Annotated in this window: 16 protein-coding genes; 6 read left to right on the forward strand and 10 right to left on the reverse strand. The window is 65.6% G+C overall.

Features of this window, described 5'->3' with window-relative positions:
• Positions 1–104 precede the first annotated feature (104 nt).
• Positions 105–1,019 (reverse strand): alpha/beta fold hydrolase, encoded by a 915-nt coding sequence (locus tag EB815_RS16950; RefSeq protein WP_056571385.1) that lies wholly within the window; start codon positions 1,017–1,019, stop codon positions 105–107.
• A 116-nt stretch (positions 1,020–1,135) separates the two neighbouring features.
• On the opposite strand from EB815_RS16950, the gene EB815_RS16955 reads away from it, so the two are divergent.
• Positions 1,136–2,038, forward strand: coding sequence for a LysR family transcriptional regulator (locus EB815_RS16955; RefSeq protein ID WP_056571388.1), 903 nt, complete (start codon positions 1,136–1,138; stop codon positions 2,036–2,038).
• A 7-nt stretch (positions 2,039–2,045) separates the two neighbouring features.
• On the opposite strand, the gene EB815_RS16960 is transcribed toward EB815_RS16955, so the two are convergent.
• The 5 genes from EB815_RS16960 to EB815_RS16980 form a co-directional block, all read right to left on the reverse strand.
• Positions 2,046–2,789 (reverse strand): 2OG-Fe(II) oxygenase, encoded by a 744-nt coding sequence (locus EB815_RS16960; protein ID WP_056571391.1) that lies wholly within the window; start codon positions 2,787–2,789, stop codon positions 2,046–2,048.
• Positions 2,786–3,331 (reverse strand): methylated-DNA--[protein]-cysteine S-methyltransferase, encoded by a 546-nt coding sequence (locus EB815_RS16965; protein ID WP_056571394.1) that lies wholly within the window; start codon positions 3,329–3,331, stop codon positions 2,786–2,788. The genes EB815_RS16960 and EB815_RS16965 overlap by 4 nt, the downstream gene beginning before the upstream one ends.
• Positions 3,332–3,630: 299 nt before the next feature.
• The gene (locus tag EB815_RS16970) at positions 3,631–3,840 is read right to left on the reverse strand and encodes a hypothetical protein (protein WP_244494079.1); all 210 of its coding nucleotides are present in this window, start codon (positions 3,838–3,840) and stop codon (positions 3,631–3,633) included.
• A gap of 21 nt (positions 3,841–3,861) precedes the next feature.
• A complete protein-coding gene (ada, locus tag EB815_RS16975; RefSeq protein ID WP_056571400.1) occupies positions 3,862–4,989 on the reverse strand; it encodes a bifunctional DNA-binding transcriptional regulator/O6-methylguanine-DNA methyltransferase Ada in 1,128 nt (375 codons plus the stop codon).
• 67 nt (positions 4,990–5,056) lie between these two features.
• On the reverse strand, positions 5,057–5,749 hold the full coding sequence (locus EB815_RS16980) for a winged helix-turn-helix transcriptional regulator (protein WP_056571403.1): 693 nt from the start codon (positions 5,747–5,749) through the stop codon (positions 5,057–5,059).
• 177 nt (positions 5,750–5,926) lie between these two features.
• Here EB815_RS16980 and EB815_RS16985 point away from each other — a divergent pair, with 177 nt between their 5' ends.
• Together EB815_RS16985 and EB815_RS16990 are read left to right on the forward strand one after the other, a co-directional pair.
• Positions 5,927–6,253: a DUF1330 domain-containing protein gene (locus EB815_RS16985; protein ID WP_056572117.1), complete on the forward strand. Its 327-nt coding sequence runs from the start codon at positions 5,927–5,929 to the stop codon at positions 6,251–6,253.
• A 151-nt stretch (positions 6,254–6,404) separates the two neighbouring features.
• Positions 6,405–6,905: a hypothetical protein gene (locus tag EB815_RS16990; protein WP_056572119.1), complete on the forward strand. Its 501-nt coding sequence runs from the start codon at positions 6,405–6,407 to the stop codon at positions 6,903–6,905.
• Positions 6,906–6,984: 79 nt separating this feature from the next.
• Here the strand turns inward: EB815_RS16990 and EB815_RS16995 are convergent, their stop codons facing one another.
• Together EB815_RS16995 and EB815_RS17000 are read right to left on the reverse strand one after the other, a co-directional pair.
• The gene (locus tag EB815_RS16995; RefSeq protein WP_056571406.1) at positions 6,985–8,055 is read right to left on the reverse strand and encodes a phosphatase PAP2 family protein; all 1,071 of its coding nucleotides are present in this window, start codon (positions 8,053–8,055) and stop codon (positions 6,985–6,987) included.
• A gap of 259 nt (positions 8,056–8,314) precedes the next feature.
• Positions 8,315–8,764 carry an ester cyclase gene (locus tag EB815_RS17000; RefSeq protein ID WP_056571409.1) on the reverse strand — a complete coding sequence of 150 codons (450 nt, stop codon included), beginning with the start codon at positions 8,762–8,764 and terminating at the stop codon, positions 8,315–8,317.
• A gap of 207 nt (positions 8,765–8,971) precedes the next feature.
• Here EB815_RS17000 and EB815_RS33605 point away from each other — a divergent pair, with 207 nt between their 5' ends.
• A complete protein-coding gene (locus EB815_RS33605) occupies positions 8,972–9,160 on the forward strand; it encodes a hypothetical protein (protein ID WP_244494080.1) in 189 nt (62 codons plus the stop codon).
• Positions 9,161–9,300: 140 nt separating this feature from the next.
• On the forward strand, positions 9,301–11,394 hold the full coding sequence (locus EB815_RS17010; RefSeq protein WP_056571415.1) for an EAL domain-containing protein: 2,094 nt from the start codon (positions 9,301–9,303) through the stop codon (positions 11,392–11,394).
• Between the two features lie 16 nt (positions 11,395–11,410).
• Here the strand turns inward: EB815_RS17010 and EB815_RS17015 are convergent, their stop codons facing one another.
• Positions 11,411–11,605 (reverse strand): hypothetical protein, encoded by a 195-nt coding sequence (locus EB815_RS17015; protein ID WP_056572122.1) that lies wholly within the window; start codon positions 11,603–11,605, stop codon positions 11,411–11,413.
• Positions 11,606–11,792: 187 nt separating this feature from the next.
• On the opposite strand from EB815_RS17015, the gene EB815_RS17020 reads away from it, so the two are divergent.
• Complete coding sequence (locus EB815_RS17020) at positions 11,793–12,512, forward strand: 3-keto-5-aminohexanoate cleavage protein (RefSeq protein WP_056571418.1); 720 nt, start codon at positions 11,793–11,795, stop codon at positions 12,510–12,512.
• A gap of 2 nt (positions 12,513–12,514) precedes the next feature.
• Here EB815_RS17020 and EB815_RS17025 read toward each other — a convergent pair whose 3' ends face one another.
• Positions 12,515–13,198 (reverse strand): YoaK family protein, encoded by a 684-nt coding sequence (locus EB815_RS17025; RefSeq protein WP_056571421.1) that lies wholly within the window; start codon positions 13,196–13,198, stop codon positions 12,515–12,517.
• Positions 13,199–13,382 lie beyond the last annotated feature (184 nt).

The following is a 13,382-nucleotide window of genomic DNA, read 5'->3' on the forward strand; positions in this document are numbered from 1 at the left end:
AATGGCTCCATTTTTGTCGTGACGGGCCGCTTGCGCGGGAGAACCCATCGGCTTGGTTTCATGAGATCGGGTTCAGCAGGCCCGGGACGATCGCCGGCCGGTTGTCACCTGGCGAGGAAATCGGTGATGAGCTTGACCGTGGCATCCGGGTTTTCTTCCATGATCCAATGGCCGGATGCGGGCACGATGGCGCCCGTCACGTCCGACGCGACGAACCGCAGGATGTCGGCCTGTGACGTGCCCGCCGATTTCTCCGCGCCGACTGCCAGCACCGGCATGGGCAGCTTGCCGCCGGCGGCAAGCATCGCCTGGTTGTCGACGGCGTCCTGGTCGAATGCCTTGAACTGCTCGAAAGCATCATGCATGGCATGCGGCCGCGCATAGAGTTTTGCGTAGTGGGCGCGCGTCGCCTCGTCGATCTTCTTCGGGTCGGCCGACAGTTCATTGTAGAAGCGGTCGAGGTAGATGCGCTCGCGGCCCGCGACCAGCCGCTCCATGTCGGGGCCGCGGAAGTTGAAGTGCCAGAGCAGCGGGCTTTGCTTGATCTTGTCCCAGTCACCTATGCCCGGCAGCGGTGCGTCGATGACAACCCATTTCGTGACGCGCTTCGGATATTGCGCGGCCAGCGCATAGCCGACCATGTTGCCGATGTCGTGCGTCACCAGGTCGGCCTTGTCGATCTTCAGCGCATCCATCACGCCGGCGATGTCGACCGCCTGGTTCTTCTTGGCATAGCCGCTGTCCGGATGTGCCGAAAGGCCCATGCCGCGCAGGTCCGGCACGATCACCGTGTGATCCTTCATCAGCTTTGTCGCCGCCGGTGCCCACATGTCGCCGGTATCGCCGAAGCCGTGCAGCAGGATGACCGCGGGCCCTTGTCCGCCGACGCGCACATGCAGGCTGGTGCCGTTGGTCTCGATCGACTGGGTCTTGAAGCCCGCCGGAAACGGGATCACGCGCGCCGAGGCCGGAGCGGCGAGTGACAGCAGACCAAGCACGATAACCAAAGGACGAAACATGATGCATTACCCCGAGCTTTTGTGGCCGCCGTATCGCGGTCCTTCGAACTATGGCACCATGTCCTTGATTTCGTTAGGCGCCGGTCGCCTGATTGTGAATTCGGGAACGCCGAACAATGCTAAAGCTTGAAGCCGCCGCCGCGTTTGTCGCCGTCGCGGAATCCGGTTCGATCAGCGAGGCGGCCAGGCGCATGAGCCTGTCCAAGTCCGTCATCAGCGAGCGGCTGTCGGAGCTCGAGCGCAGCCTCGGCGCAAAGCTGCTGGACCGCACCACCCGCAAACTCTCGATCACCGAAGCGGGGCGGGGTTTCTACGAACGCGCCAGGCGCATCATGCAGGAGGTGGCCGATGCCAGAGCCGAAGTCGCCGAACATCGCGGCGAACTGGCCGGGCCGCTCAGGATATCGGCGCCGACCAGTTTCGGCATCCTCCATCTCGGCCCCGCGCTGTATGGTTTCCTGGCCAGGCACCCGGGGATCGAACTGACGCTTGATCTCGACGATCGTTTCGTCAGCATGGTGGCAGATGGTTACGATGCGATCGTGCGTCACGGGCCCGTCGTCGATGACGGACCGGTCATCGTCAGGAAGCTGGCTTCCAGCGCGCGATTCCTGGTGGCTTCGCCGGACTACATCGAGCGGTTCGGACGACCCGCGACCACCGACGACCTGAAACGCCACAAGGGCATCATCTATTCCATCCGGGGCGCCGCCGACTGGCGGTTCAAGATTTCGCGGCGGCTGGTGACGATCCGCCCGCAAACCGCGCTGCGCGTCAACAACGGGATATTGATGCGCGACGCCGCTCTTGCCGGCCTCGGCCTGGCATTGCTCCCCGCGTACTTCATCCAGACCGAGATCGCCGACAAGCGATTGACGGTCGTCGATGTCGGCGCCGAGCCGCAAGGCGCCACCATCTATATCGCCTATCCCGAGGATAGGCGCGGATCCGCCAAACTGCGCGCGCTCACCACATGGCTGCGCGACGCCTTTGGCGATCCGCCCTATTGGGAGGCTTGAGCGGCGCTCACCTGGCATCGTGAAAAATGATGCCGACCGTGTGGCGCATGCCCGAGCGCAGCCGGCTGACGCCGTGGCGCAGGTTGACGCGGTAGTTGCCCTTGGTTCCCTGCACCGGCCGGTTGTGGACGGCGAAGGCCACCGCATCGCCCTGGCGCAACGGCACCACCTCGACCCGGCTCTGCATGCGCGGCCGCTGTTCGGTCAGCGCGAACTCGCCGCCGGTGAAATCCTCGCCCGGTTCGGAGAGCAGGATCGCCACCTGCAGAGGGAAGGCGAGGTCGCCATAGAGGTCCTGGTGCAGGCAATTGAAGTCGCCGGGCACATATTGCAGGAGAAGCGGCGTCGGCCGCTCCTGGCCGGCGGCATGGCACTGGTCCAGAAACCCGGCATGGGTGCGGGGATAGCGCAGGGCGATGCCCATGCGCTCGTTCCATCTGTTGGCGACCTCTGCCAGCCTTGGATAGAGCGCGCTTCGCAGGCCGCCGATGAGGTCGGGCAAGGGATAGCGGAAGTAGCGGTATTCGCCCTTGCCGAAACCGTGCCTGGCCATGTGGACATGGCTGCGGAAATGCTGCTCCTGGGGGTAGAGGCCGGCGATCCGCCGGCACTCCTCGGGCGAGAGCAGCTTTTGCATCACCGCGCAGCCGAAGCCGTCGAGTTCGGCGGCAAGGGCCGGCCAGTCGTAGCCGGCGATGCGGGCCTCCGCGGCTTCGACCACGGATGTGGCAACCTTGGCATGGGCGTTCATATCGCGGCCTCCTTGTCCAGCAGCGCGCGCTTGCGCTCGATGCCCCAGCGGTAGCCCGACAGCGTGCCGTCGGCTCTGACAACACGATGGCAGGGAATGCCGAGCGCGATCGCGTTGGCGGCACAGGCGAGCGCCACGGCGCGGGCGCCGTTCGGCTGGCCAAGGCGCCGGGCAAGCGCGGTGTAGGTCATCGTGGCGCCGCACGGTATGGTGCGCAGCACTTCCCACACCCGTTGCTGGAACGGCGTGCCGTGGCGCATGTCGAGCGGCAGGTCGAGGCCGGCGGCGGGCGTTTCGACGAAGCGCGCTATTGCAGCAAGATCGTCACGCAGCCCCGGTTCGTCTTTGACCAGAACCTTGCCGGGGAAGCGGTTGGCGAGATCCTGCTCCATTGCCTTGGCGTCGTCACCGATCAGGATGGCGCAGACGCCGATGGGGCTGCGAGCGGCCAGGACTTTGCCGATCGCGGATTGGCCGATGGCGTAGGCGATGGTGTCGATGTGCGCCGTCGGTTCGGTCATGTGGGTTTGCATGATATTCATTGCCTTCACTCCTTTGTCTGTGCCTGAACCCTAGCCATGTGCCGGCGCGCGCCCACTCCGGTGCTTGCTTTCAAATTCAAATCTTCGAGGGGCTAGCGATGCCAGGGTAATCACCCTACGGCGCCCCCCTCTGTCCTGCCGGACATCTCCCCCACGGGTGGGGAGATTGGCAGCTTTGGCGCCTCCGCTCGTCCCGCGACGTTGAAAATTGGCGAAGGCCGTGATGACAGCCAATCTCCCCCCTTGTGGGGGAGATGTCCGGCAGGACAGAGGGGGGCGCCGTAGGGTGCTGAGTGTGCTTATCCCACACGCGTGACGGACACCTCGCCGAGCATGAACACTTCGCCGCTCAACAGCCGCAGCTCGATCTCGTCTGTCGCGGTGCGGCTCCACTCCGCCCTGCCGCTGTCGACCAGCTCAACGATGGCGGCCAACACCCGCGACTTGGCGTCTTCCGGGCGGCTGACCGCGATCTGGCGGTTTGCGCCGGCGGTGGAGGACCTTGCCATCGCGCGCATCGCCGATCCTCGTCAGGCCCGTGTAGGCCGGTCGGCCCTGTCGGCCGCGGTCGCCGTCCCGTCGGCCTCGCGGTCAAGAAGCGCGCGCCGGCGCTCGGCGCCCCAGGCATAGCCTGAGAGGGCGCCGTCCTTGCGGATCACGCGGTGGCAGGGAATCGCGACCGCATGGGCGTTTGCGGCGCAGGCCCCGGCGACGGCGCGGGTTGCCCTGGGCGAGCCGATGCGTTCGGCGATCTCGGCGTAGGACACCGTGCTGCCGACCGGGATATCCCGCAAGGCCCGCCAGACACGCTGCTGGAACGCGGTGCCGCGCACGTCGAGCGGCAGGTCGAGGCCGAACTGTGGGGCCTCGACGAAGCCGACGACGCGGGCGACCAGCGCCTCGTAGTCGCGGTCGCCGCCGATCAGCCGCGCCCTGGGGAAACGGTCCTGCAGGTCGCGCACCAGCGCGTCCGGATCGCCGCCGAGCAGGATCGAGGCGACGCCCTTGCGGCTCGACGCGACCAGTATGGTGCCGAGCGAGGTCTCGCCGACGGCGAAGCGGATATCCTCGTTGGCGCCGCCGGCGCGGTAGCGCGTCGGCGTCATGCCGAGCATGCCGGTCGATTTCTCGTAAAAGCGGCCGCTTGAATTGAAACCGGCATCGTAGATCGCGGCCGTCACGCTGGCGCCGTCCTCCAGCCCTTGGCGGACCCGGGCGGCGCGGTGCGCGCCGGCATAGTCCTTCGGCGTCAGCCCGGTGATCGCCTTGAAGACGCGGTGGAAATAGCCGGGGCTGCGGCCGGCGGCATCGGCGAGTTCGGCTAGCGAGGGCTCTTGCTCGCCCTGTTCGATCCTGCGGCAGGCATCGGCGACCATCGCGGCATTGCCGGCCTCGAGCGATTGACCATCCGGCTTGCAGCGCCGGCAGGCGCGAAAGCCGGTCGCCTTCGCCTGGGCCAGCGTGTCGTGCAATTGCACATTGGCGGGGTTGGCCTGCCGCGACGGGCAGGAGGGCCGGCAATAGACGCCGGTCGTCGCCACCGAATACCAGAATTCTCCGTCCGCCGATTTGTCACGCGCAACGATGCGCGCCCAGCGTGGGTCGTCGGCCACCGCCAGCGGCGTCGATTTCAGATCTCTTTGCAGCGTGATGAACATGCCGGCATTGAAGCCCGCCTGGGACCGGCCCCGCCACCCGTTTCCTGACAAGCGGCTCTCGGTTCTCCTAAGCCGCGCGTTTGGGCTCCACCGCGAACGGGCTGAGTCCGAGCCAGGTCTGCATCTTCCTGCCGATGGCCTGGTCGCCGGTCAGCGAAACCTTGGCGCCGGCCTTCTCGACGGTCAGCAACCCCATCCAGATCGCCGTCATCGTGTGCAGGTCTGTCGAGACGTAGAGATCGACATCGAAGCCGGGATCATACCAGCACAGGTCGACCTCGCCGTGCTTTTCGACGATCAGCCACCATGAGCGTTTGGATGCCGGCAGATCCTGATACAGGAATTGTATCACCGTGCGCCCTTCAGGGAGCGGCGATGGGTTCAGATTGCGCCGCATGTCCCACATCAGCAGCGACGGATCTAGGTTCTTGAGCGACAGCCGTGACTCGACCCATTTCTGCCCCCAGAAGCCCATCGCCTCGACGACCGGGCGCAAATCGCGGCCGGCCTCGGTCAGCCGGTAATCGAAGATCCCTTTCTCGCCCTGAACCTCCTTGCGCTCGACGACCCCAGCCAGCTCGAGCTCCTTCAGCCGTTGCGACAGAAGGGTCGGCGACATTTTTGGGACGCCGCGGCGCAGGTCGTTGAAGCGGGTCGAACCGGCCACCAGTTCACGCATCAGCACCATCGTCCAGCGGGTGCACAGCACCTCGGCGGCCATCGATAGCGGGCAGAACTGCTTGTATCCGTGCTGGGCCATGACTGGTGTCCCTCCCTCGAAGCAAGGCCGAACATTAGCCCTTCATGATTGAGGCGGCGAGTACAGAAACTGTACCGGCCCGGTACAGATCGCGGACTGGTTGGCCAGAGCCCCGCCATGCGAGCCCTTTGGCCGGTGACACGGGATATCCCTGTGCACCGCAACCAGGAGACGACCATGACTGCTTATCTTATCGCCGACATCAAGATGAAGGACCCGAAATGGGTGCCGGCCTATGCCGCCTCGGTGCATGACCTCGTCCACAAGCATGGCGGCAAGTATCTGTCGCGCAGCGGCAATGTGAAGACGCTCGAAGGCAAGCCGCTCGACACCACGCTGATCGCCCTTATGGCGTTCCCGTCGGAGGCGGCGGCGCGCGCCTTCACCAACGATCCGGCCTACGCGCCTTTCGTTTCGGCCCGTCAAGGCGGCAGCGACAGCCGTTTCCAGCTGATCGACGACACCGACCTGGCCGGAACGATCCCGTATCTGCCGAAGGGATGACCGGCATTCGCCGCATCGTTTTCGGGATCTCCAAGCAACAACAGCCACGGCGCTTGCCTGTCGCGCCGCCGTATTTCCGGCGGCCGGCCAGCCGTGCTTTTTCAAGAAGAATGGAATGGATATGATACCAGATTTCCGCAACAGGCTTGTCATGGCGGGGGCCATGCTGGCCGTCTGCACCACCTTCGCACAGGCGCATCAGGAGGCGGCTGAAGCCGTGTCCGGCCCCAATCCGCTGGCCGACAAGGTGCGGGCCGCCAACAACCGGTTTCTCGACGTGAAAGCGGCGACGGCCGAGGGCTATGCGCCCATTCCCTGCGCCAGCGGCATCACCGGCGGCGCCATGGGCATCCACTACGTCAACGGCCAGTACCTGAAGGACGACAAGATCGACATCGCCCGTCCCGAGGCCGTCATGTACGAGCCGATGGCCGACGGCACGTTGAAGCTGGTGGCGGTCGAATACATCACCTCCAAGGGACCGGCGTCGCTGGACGGACAGCTGTTCAACTTCAACAGCGCGCCCAACCGCTATGGCCTTGGTGAATTCTACGAGCTGCATGTCTGGGCCTGGAAGGGCAACCCGACCGGCACTTTCGCCGACATGAACCCGAAAGTGTCTTGCGAACACGCGATGGCGCCGAGCCAGTAGCGAGCCAGGGCCAGGCGGCTCCAGGGCCGCCTGGCCGAACGCCAGCTGGAAGTGGTTTGCCGGCCTCAGCCGAACCCGCTCATTGCGACACCGGTTCTGGCAGCGGCAGATCCAGCCCGACGGTGTCCCGGCTCGCTTGCGGCAGGAGGAAACGCCCTGTCAGATACCAGATCGCGGACACGACAAGGATCGAAAGGTAGCCGTCCACGGCATAGTGCCAGCCGGTGTAGACCGAGCCAAACAGGATGAGTGCTGCAAAAGACCATCCGGCGAAGGCCCAGCGGCGGCCGAAACCGGTGAGGAAGAAAGCATTGAGCGTGGCGATGGCGACATGCATGCTGGGCATCGCGGTGATGCCGGTGCCCAACCGGGACCTGCCGCTGTCGTGTGCATCGAGCAGATAATTGGCGGCGAACCTCACCGGCAAGGCATGCGGGTCCGCCAGCAGCGCGGCGAGCACCCCGGCAAATCGGTCGCCGCCATAGAACCGGTCGTAGAATATCGGCCCGGTGGATGACAGCATGGTCGCAAGAACGGCGCCGCAAAAAATCATGGTGAGCGCGAACGCCCAAAGATAGCGGATGCGCCGGACGGGGTTGTTCCAGAAGGCGACGAAGAGCATGACGCCGAACCATTGCATGAACCACCAGGACATGTAGGCCTTGAAAACCAGCATGGAGGCGGGCTCTGAAACAATGCGGTGCGTCCATACCCAGGGATCGATGCCGTGCAGCCAAAGATCGAGTTCGGCCAGCTTGGGATCGGCATAGTAAGGCACGATCTCCGGTATGGTGATCCTGAACGTCGTGAAGGCGGTGATGCCGAGAAAGAACAGCAGGACGACCCGCGCGGCCGCCGGGCCGCGTTCCCTGAGCACCCGCACCATGAACCTTGTCGGCGTTGGCCTGCCATACATCAGCGCCGCCAGCCCGAGGCCAACCACCAGGAGCACCGGCAGCACGCTGAGGAATGTCCCGAAATACTGTATGGACAGCCGCAGATAACGCTCCGGCCGCAGGCAAATCGCCGCCGCGATACAGGTAAGGCACAGGGCGGCCAGCAGCCAGTCGCTCCTGGTGACCGCGATGTCCAGGTCGAAAACGGCAAGGGACCGGCGATCGCGGCCCCGTTGCCCGGTGTGCGCACTCATCGAAGGACGTCCCGCCAGCAGCCCAAAGCACTATTGACGGGTATTTTTGCATATTGTGTATTACTATTCAGTTACACTTGGAAAAGGATAAAAATCGAAATATTAGACGTCTATAATTCTTCCTTGTTCATCAAGGAATCGTTGACGAAGATGTCACAGTGAAATGCACAACTATTGACGATGTCGTGTGGCGCTGCCGAACACCCTGACGGGTTGTCGGACCAAGGGGCCATCGCCCAGGCGGCGATGGCCCCGCCGATCAGGCGGCCTTGATCAGGCCGAGCTGGGTCAGCGCCGCGACGCCGTCGTCGAGGCCGATCTCCTCGACGATCCTGCCGTCGATCACCTTCAGCACCGTGGTGCCGGTGAAGCGCATGGCGCGTCCGGTGGCGGCGGGCAGCGAACCGGCCAGGAAATCGCCGAAAGCCGGGCCGGTATGCGTGCCGCCGCCCTCCCACTGGCCGACGACATAGTCGCCCTCGGCGATGAGATCGGCGGTGGCCCAGAAGTTGAGATCCGGGAAGGCGGCGCGGAAATCGGTCATGAAGGCCTTGATGTCGTCGCGGCCCCGGCGTGGCTCATGCAAGGAATATTTGAGCAGCATGTCGGGCGCGGCGATGTCGTCGACGACCGACAGATCGCAGGTTCCACCCCAGAAATCGGTGAACCATCTGACGACGACGACCTTGTTGTCTTCCTGTTTGGTCATGGGAGGGTCCTCTTGTTGTCGTGCATGCCGTTTCCCCAAGGCGTGGGCGCATTCGGCCCGATGGCTGATGGGCGGCTGCTTCTCTCGAGACCGCCGGGATGGGCGGCCTCGTGCGATCACTAGGACCATTGGCCGGCGACAGAACTCCGCTTCTTGTCGGCCAATCAAAAGACCGCGAAGCGTCGGTACCGGGACCTGGACAGGGCCGTGCAGGCCAAACTCTGTTCCGCTGGGCCCAAGCCTGGCCACCTGGCCCGGATAGACTTGAGCGGTGAATGGGCACTGAAGAAGGAACTGGCCATGAAGAAGACCTACGAAAAGCCGAGGCTCGAAAAGCGCGAAAAACTGTCCAGCGTGACGGCGGCCACTGGCGTGTCAACGGTCGAGGAAAATTGACGGGCCGCCTGTTGCGGCATGCAGCGTGGGCGTCTTGACGGGCCGCTGACCTTCCCGACATGGCCATCCGCCGCTCCGGTAACTGTTTCTTCTCTGGTTTTGCGGCAGATTGTCCGTGCGTGGGGCAAGCGAAACAGACTATGGCGCGTCAGAGCAGGAAAGGTCGCAACGGAGCGTTCTGGGCCAAGGCCCTGGAACGCGCCCAACTTGGCGTCTGGGACTGGGATCTTCGCAGCGGCGATTGCTTTTATTCGGCGACCTGGGCGCGAATGCTGGGTTACGGGGAAGATGAACTCGCCAACGCCAGTGACCTGTGGCTGCAACTCACCCATCCCGAGGATCGCGAACGCGCGCTGGCCAGTGGCGATCGCCACATCGCCGGGCTGACCGATACCATCGAGACCGAACTCAGGCTGAAGCACAAGCGGGGGCACTGGGTGTGGGTGCTCGATCGCGGCGGCATCGTCGAACGCGGCGCGGACGGGCGGCCGCTGCGGCTGATGGGCGTGCAGACCGACATCTCGAAGCAGAAAGCGGCCGAAGCCGCGCTCGAACAGGTCAATGTGCGCTTTCGCCTCGCGCTCGCCGCCAGCGGCACCGGCATCTGGCACTACGACATCGCTACCAACAAGAGCTATTGGGACGCCCGCACCCGGGACATATTCGGCCTCGTCGCCGACACAGACGAGGTGGCGGGCGACCTCTGGCACACCTACCTGCACCCCGACGACAAGGAAGCCACCGAACGGGCGCACCTGCCGTCACCCGGCTCGGACGGCGTTACCGCCTCGCAGTACCGGATCATCAGGCGCGACGGCGAGATCCGCCATATCGAATCGCTGGTGCGTTTCGTCGCCGCCGCGGGCGCTGCCGGCCAGGTCCTCGGCACGGTGCGCGACATCACCGAGGACAAGCTGCGCGAGCAGGAGCTTGCCTTCGCCGCCCGCCACGATGCGCTGACCGGCCTGTGGAACCGCGCCGCCTTCGACAGGCTGCTTGCCGACCATATCGCCACGGGCATGCCGCTGGCGGTGTTCTATATCGATCTCGACTACTTCAAGGCGCTCAACGACTTCGCCGGCCACGCCGCCGGCGATCTCGCGCTGAAGAGCGTGGCGGCGGGCATCGGCCGCTGCCTGCCGCCATCGGCGCACGCGGCGCGGCTGGGCGGCGACGAGTTCGCCCTGCTGGTGCCCCATTGCGACGCCGCACAGGCCGAGCGGCTGGCCGGCGCCATCCTGGCGGCCGTGCGCGGCGCCGATCTCGGCCTCGCCGCGACCTCGCGCCGGCTCGCGGCGAGCATCGGCATCGCGATCGTCGATGACCGAACCACCACGGTTGCCGACGCGCTGGCCTGCGCCGACGATGCCTGCTACGCGGCCAAGGCCGCCGGGCGCGACCGTTTCGCGGTGTTTTCAGCCGAGGCCGCTTCGGGCGGCCTCAACGCGGCACGGCTCGCCGCCGACACAGTCGACGCCATGGAGGACGGCCGGCTGAAACTGTTCGGCCAGGAGATCCACCGGCTGGGCCGGCCCTGGCAGGAAAGCCGCCATGTCGAGGTGCTGGCGCGGCTTGCCGGGCGCGCCGGCAAGCTGATCCCGCCCAGCGAATTCATACCGGCGGCCGAGCGCTTCGGCATTGCCGCCAGGCTCGATCGCTGGATCATCCGCACCGCGCTCTCGCGGCACGGCGCGGCCATGAAGTCCGGCGCGATCACGCTCGGCTTCAACCTGTCGGCGCAGACGCTGAGCGACCCGGGCCTGTGGGACTTCGTCGACGGCATCATCGAGCAAACCGGGGCGCCGCATTCGGGCATCGGATTCGAGATCACCGAAACCGCCGCCGTCACCAATTTCGACGCCGCCGAGGCGTTCGTGCGCAAGGCGCGCGAGCGGCGCTGCAAGGTCAGTCTCGACGATTTCGGCGCCGGCATGAGTTCGTTCGAATATCTCAGGCGTTTTCCGGTCGATGCCATCAAGATCGATGGTTCCTTCATCGAGCACATCGCCGAGAGCCGCTTCGACCGCGAGATCGTCTCGGCCATATCAGGCATTGCCCGCAGTGTCGGCTGCGCCGTCGTGGCCGAGAAGATCGAGCAGGCCGAGACGCTCGGCATCCTGCAGGCAATGGGCGTCGATTTCGGCCAGGGCTTCCTGCTGCACCGGCCCGAACCGCTGGAGCAGATCGTGGCACGTGCGGCCGGGCCGGCAAGCGGAGCCCGCAAGGCATCCTGATGCCTGTCGCTCAAAATCAGCTGGATTGCCGCATCGTCGCCTGGGGAAAGGCCAGCACTCCGGTCTCGGACCGCCTGTGCTGTGCTTCCGCCACCGTCTCGATGAGGAGGTCGAGGGCCTCGCATGTCGAGCGACTCGTCTCGTCATTGCCGCGCAGATAGTGATAGGCGCGTTCGAGATGGATGCGGGCGGCTGAAAAATCGCTGGTCAATGGTCCCTCCATGATCCCGCCCTAATTTATCTTGGCTCGCCCGCCGGAACGCTGGGTAAATATCCACAGGCGTTTTTTATTCAAATGCCGCCGGACCTTGCCGCGCTGTCAGGAGAGGCACCGCGCAACTCTTTGCCCGGCCTGGCCGCACGGCTAGACTGCGACTTCCTTGCCCGAGGTGACATTCATGATCGTCCAGGCCTGCATCAACGGCGCGCGTCCGCGCGATTTCCACCCGAAGCTGCCGCTCGACGCGCAGGCCATGGCAAGCGATGCCGCGGCCTGTGTCGCCGCCGGCGCCGGCGAACTGCACATCCATCCGCGCGGCGCCGACGGGCGCGAAAGCCTGGCGGCCGTCGACGCGACGGTGCTGGCGGTGCGCCGGGCTTGCCCGGGCACGCTTGTCGGTGTGTCGACCGGCGCCTGGATCGAGAACGATGTCGGGCGGACCCGCGCGGCGATCGCCGGCTGGCGCGAACTGCCCGACTACGCCTCTGTCAACCTGTCGGAAGCCGATGCGCCCGCCGTGATGGAGCTGTTGCGCCAGCGCGGCGTCGGCATCGAGGCCGGGCTTGCCACGACAGAGGATGCCGAGCGCTTCGTGGCGCTTGCCGACCGCAACCGGGTGCTGCGCATCCTGGTCGAGATCGACATCCAGGACCTGGCGGCAGCGCTCGACGAGGCTCGAGGCATCGGCGCCGTGCTCGAACGCGCCGAAATGCGGCGGCCGATCCTGCTGCATGGCGCCGACGCCACGGTCTGGCCGTTCGTGGAATTGGCGCGCCAAAAACGCTGGTCGACGCGGGTCGGGCTGGAAGACGGCAAGACGCTGGCCGATGGAACGGTGGCGAAGGACAATGCCGAAATCGTTGCGGCGGCGGTGGCGATTTTCTCGTCGCGGGGCTGATCCTATTGCCTCGTCTCCTCCGGCGCCGCGATCCGCAGCACCAGCGCGGCCAGTGCGATCACCGGCGGAACGACGAAGCACCAGACATTGACGAAGGCGAAGCCGAGTGCCGCTGCCGCGCAGCCGGCGGCGAACACGGCGACCGCCGCCGCCATGCGCCGCAGGCGGGCAACAAGCGCCGGGCGGGCCTGCGGCGCCAGCCCGCCGACGAGGTCGGCGAGGTCGATCATGATCTGGGTGGTGGTGCCGGTCATCAGCGTCGAGGGCGGGGCTGCCGCCAGATGGACCCGATGCACCGCGTTCTGGATCGCCATGGCGGCGACCAGCACCATGCCGGTGACGATCGCGGCCGCGCTGTCGCCGCTGGCGAAAGGGCCAAAGCGGATCGCCAGGGCGGCCCCGATGACAAGCAGCGCCAGTTTGGTTCCCAACAGCGGCCCGAGCGCCGGCCGGCCATGCCGGCGCAGATGTTCGCCGGCCAGCCGGGTCAGGATGACGACGATGCAGAACACCGGCAGCGCCAGGAGCTTTGCCAGCACGCCCGAAATACCGAGCACCAGCGAGGCGCCCAGGGTGACGAAGTTTCCCGTCACATGCGCGGTGAACAAGCCCTGCAGCGCCAGGAAGCCCGCCGTGTCGACATAACCGCCATTGAGACACAACAGCAGCGGCAGAGTGGGCTTCATGGCGGCATCTCGCTTCCGGGGATCAGGCAGCGTCTCATATCCCCGCGCGGCAATCCAGCTGCGAGCGCACCAACCGTATCGATCGCGGCACCTCTTGCCGGCGGCGGGCGAGACATCCCGTCATACAGACCGGCGCATGACAAATTTATTAGAGGGCGCTTGAGGAACAATCGAAACGAGGGCA

The sequence above is a fragment of the Mesorhizobium loti genome, assembly GCF_013170705.1.
Classification (GTDB): domain Bacteria; phylum Pseudomonadota; class Alphaproteobacteria; order Rhizobiales; family Rhizobiaceae; genus Mesorhizobium; species Mesorhizobium loti_D.

Bases quoted from the DNA above. Each gene is read 5' to 3' on its own strand.
- EB815_RS16955 (WP_056571388.1), top strand. From the start codon at position 1,136: ATGCTAAAGCTTGAAGCCGCCGCCGCGTTTGTCGCCGTCGCGGAATCC.
- EB815_RS16950 (WP_056571385.1), bottom strand. From the start codon at position 1,019: ATGTTTCGTCCTTTGGTTATCGTGCTTGGTCTGCTGTCACTCGCCGCT.
- EB815_RS16980 (WP_056571403.1), bottom strand. From the start codon at position 5,749: ATGGCCCAGCACGGATACAAGCAGTTCTGCCCGCTATCGATGGCCGCC.
- EB815_RS16960 (WP_056571391.1), bottom strand. From the start codon at position 2,789: ATGAACGCCCATGCCAAGGTTGCCACATCCGTGGTCGAAGCCGCGGAG.
- EB815_RS16970 (WP_244494079.1), bottom strand. From the start codon at position 3,840: ATGGCAAGGTCCTCCACCGCCGGCGCAAACCGCCAGATCGCGGTCAGC.
- ada (WP_056571400.1), bottom strand. From the start codon at position 4,989: ATGTTCATCACGCTGCAAAGAGATCTGAAATCGACGCCGCTGGCGGTG.
- EB815_RS16965 (WP_056571394.1), bottom strand. From the start codon at position 3,331: ATGAATATCATGCAAACCCACATGACCGAACCGACGGCGCACATCGAC.
- EB815_RS17020 (WP_056571418.1), top strand. From the start codon at position 11,793: ATGATCGTCCAGGCCTGCATCAACGGCGCGCGTCCGCGCGATTTCCAC.
- EB815_RS16995 (WP_056571406.1), bottom strand. From the start codon at position 8,055: ATGAGTGCGCACACCGGGCAACGGGGCCGCGATCGCCGGTCCCTTGCC.
- EB815_RS16990 (WP_056572119.1), top strand. From the start codon at position 6,405: ATGGCGGGGGCCATGCTGGCCGTCTGCACCACCTTCGCACAGGCGCAT.
- EB815_RS17000 (WP_056571409.1), bottom strand. From the start codon at position 8,764: ATGACCAAACAGGAAGACAACAAGGTCGTCGTCGTCAGATGGTTCACC.
- EB815_RS17010 (WP_056571415.1), top strand. From the start codon at position 9,301: ATGGCGCGTCAGAGCAGGAAAGGTCGCAACGGAGCGTTCTGGGCCAAG.
- EB815_RS16985 (WP_056572117.1), top strand. From the start codon at position 5,927: ATGACTGCTTATCTTATCGCCGACATCAAGATGAAGGACCCGAAATGG.
- EB815_RS17025 (WP_056571421.1), bottom strand. From the start codon at position 13,198: ATGAAGCCCACTCTGCCGCTGCTGTTGTGTCTCAATGGCGGTTATGTC.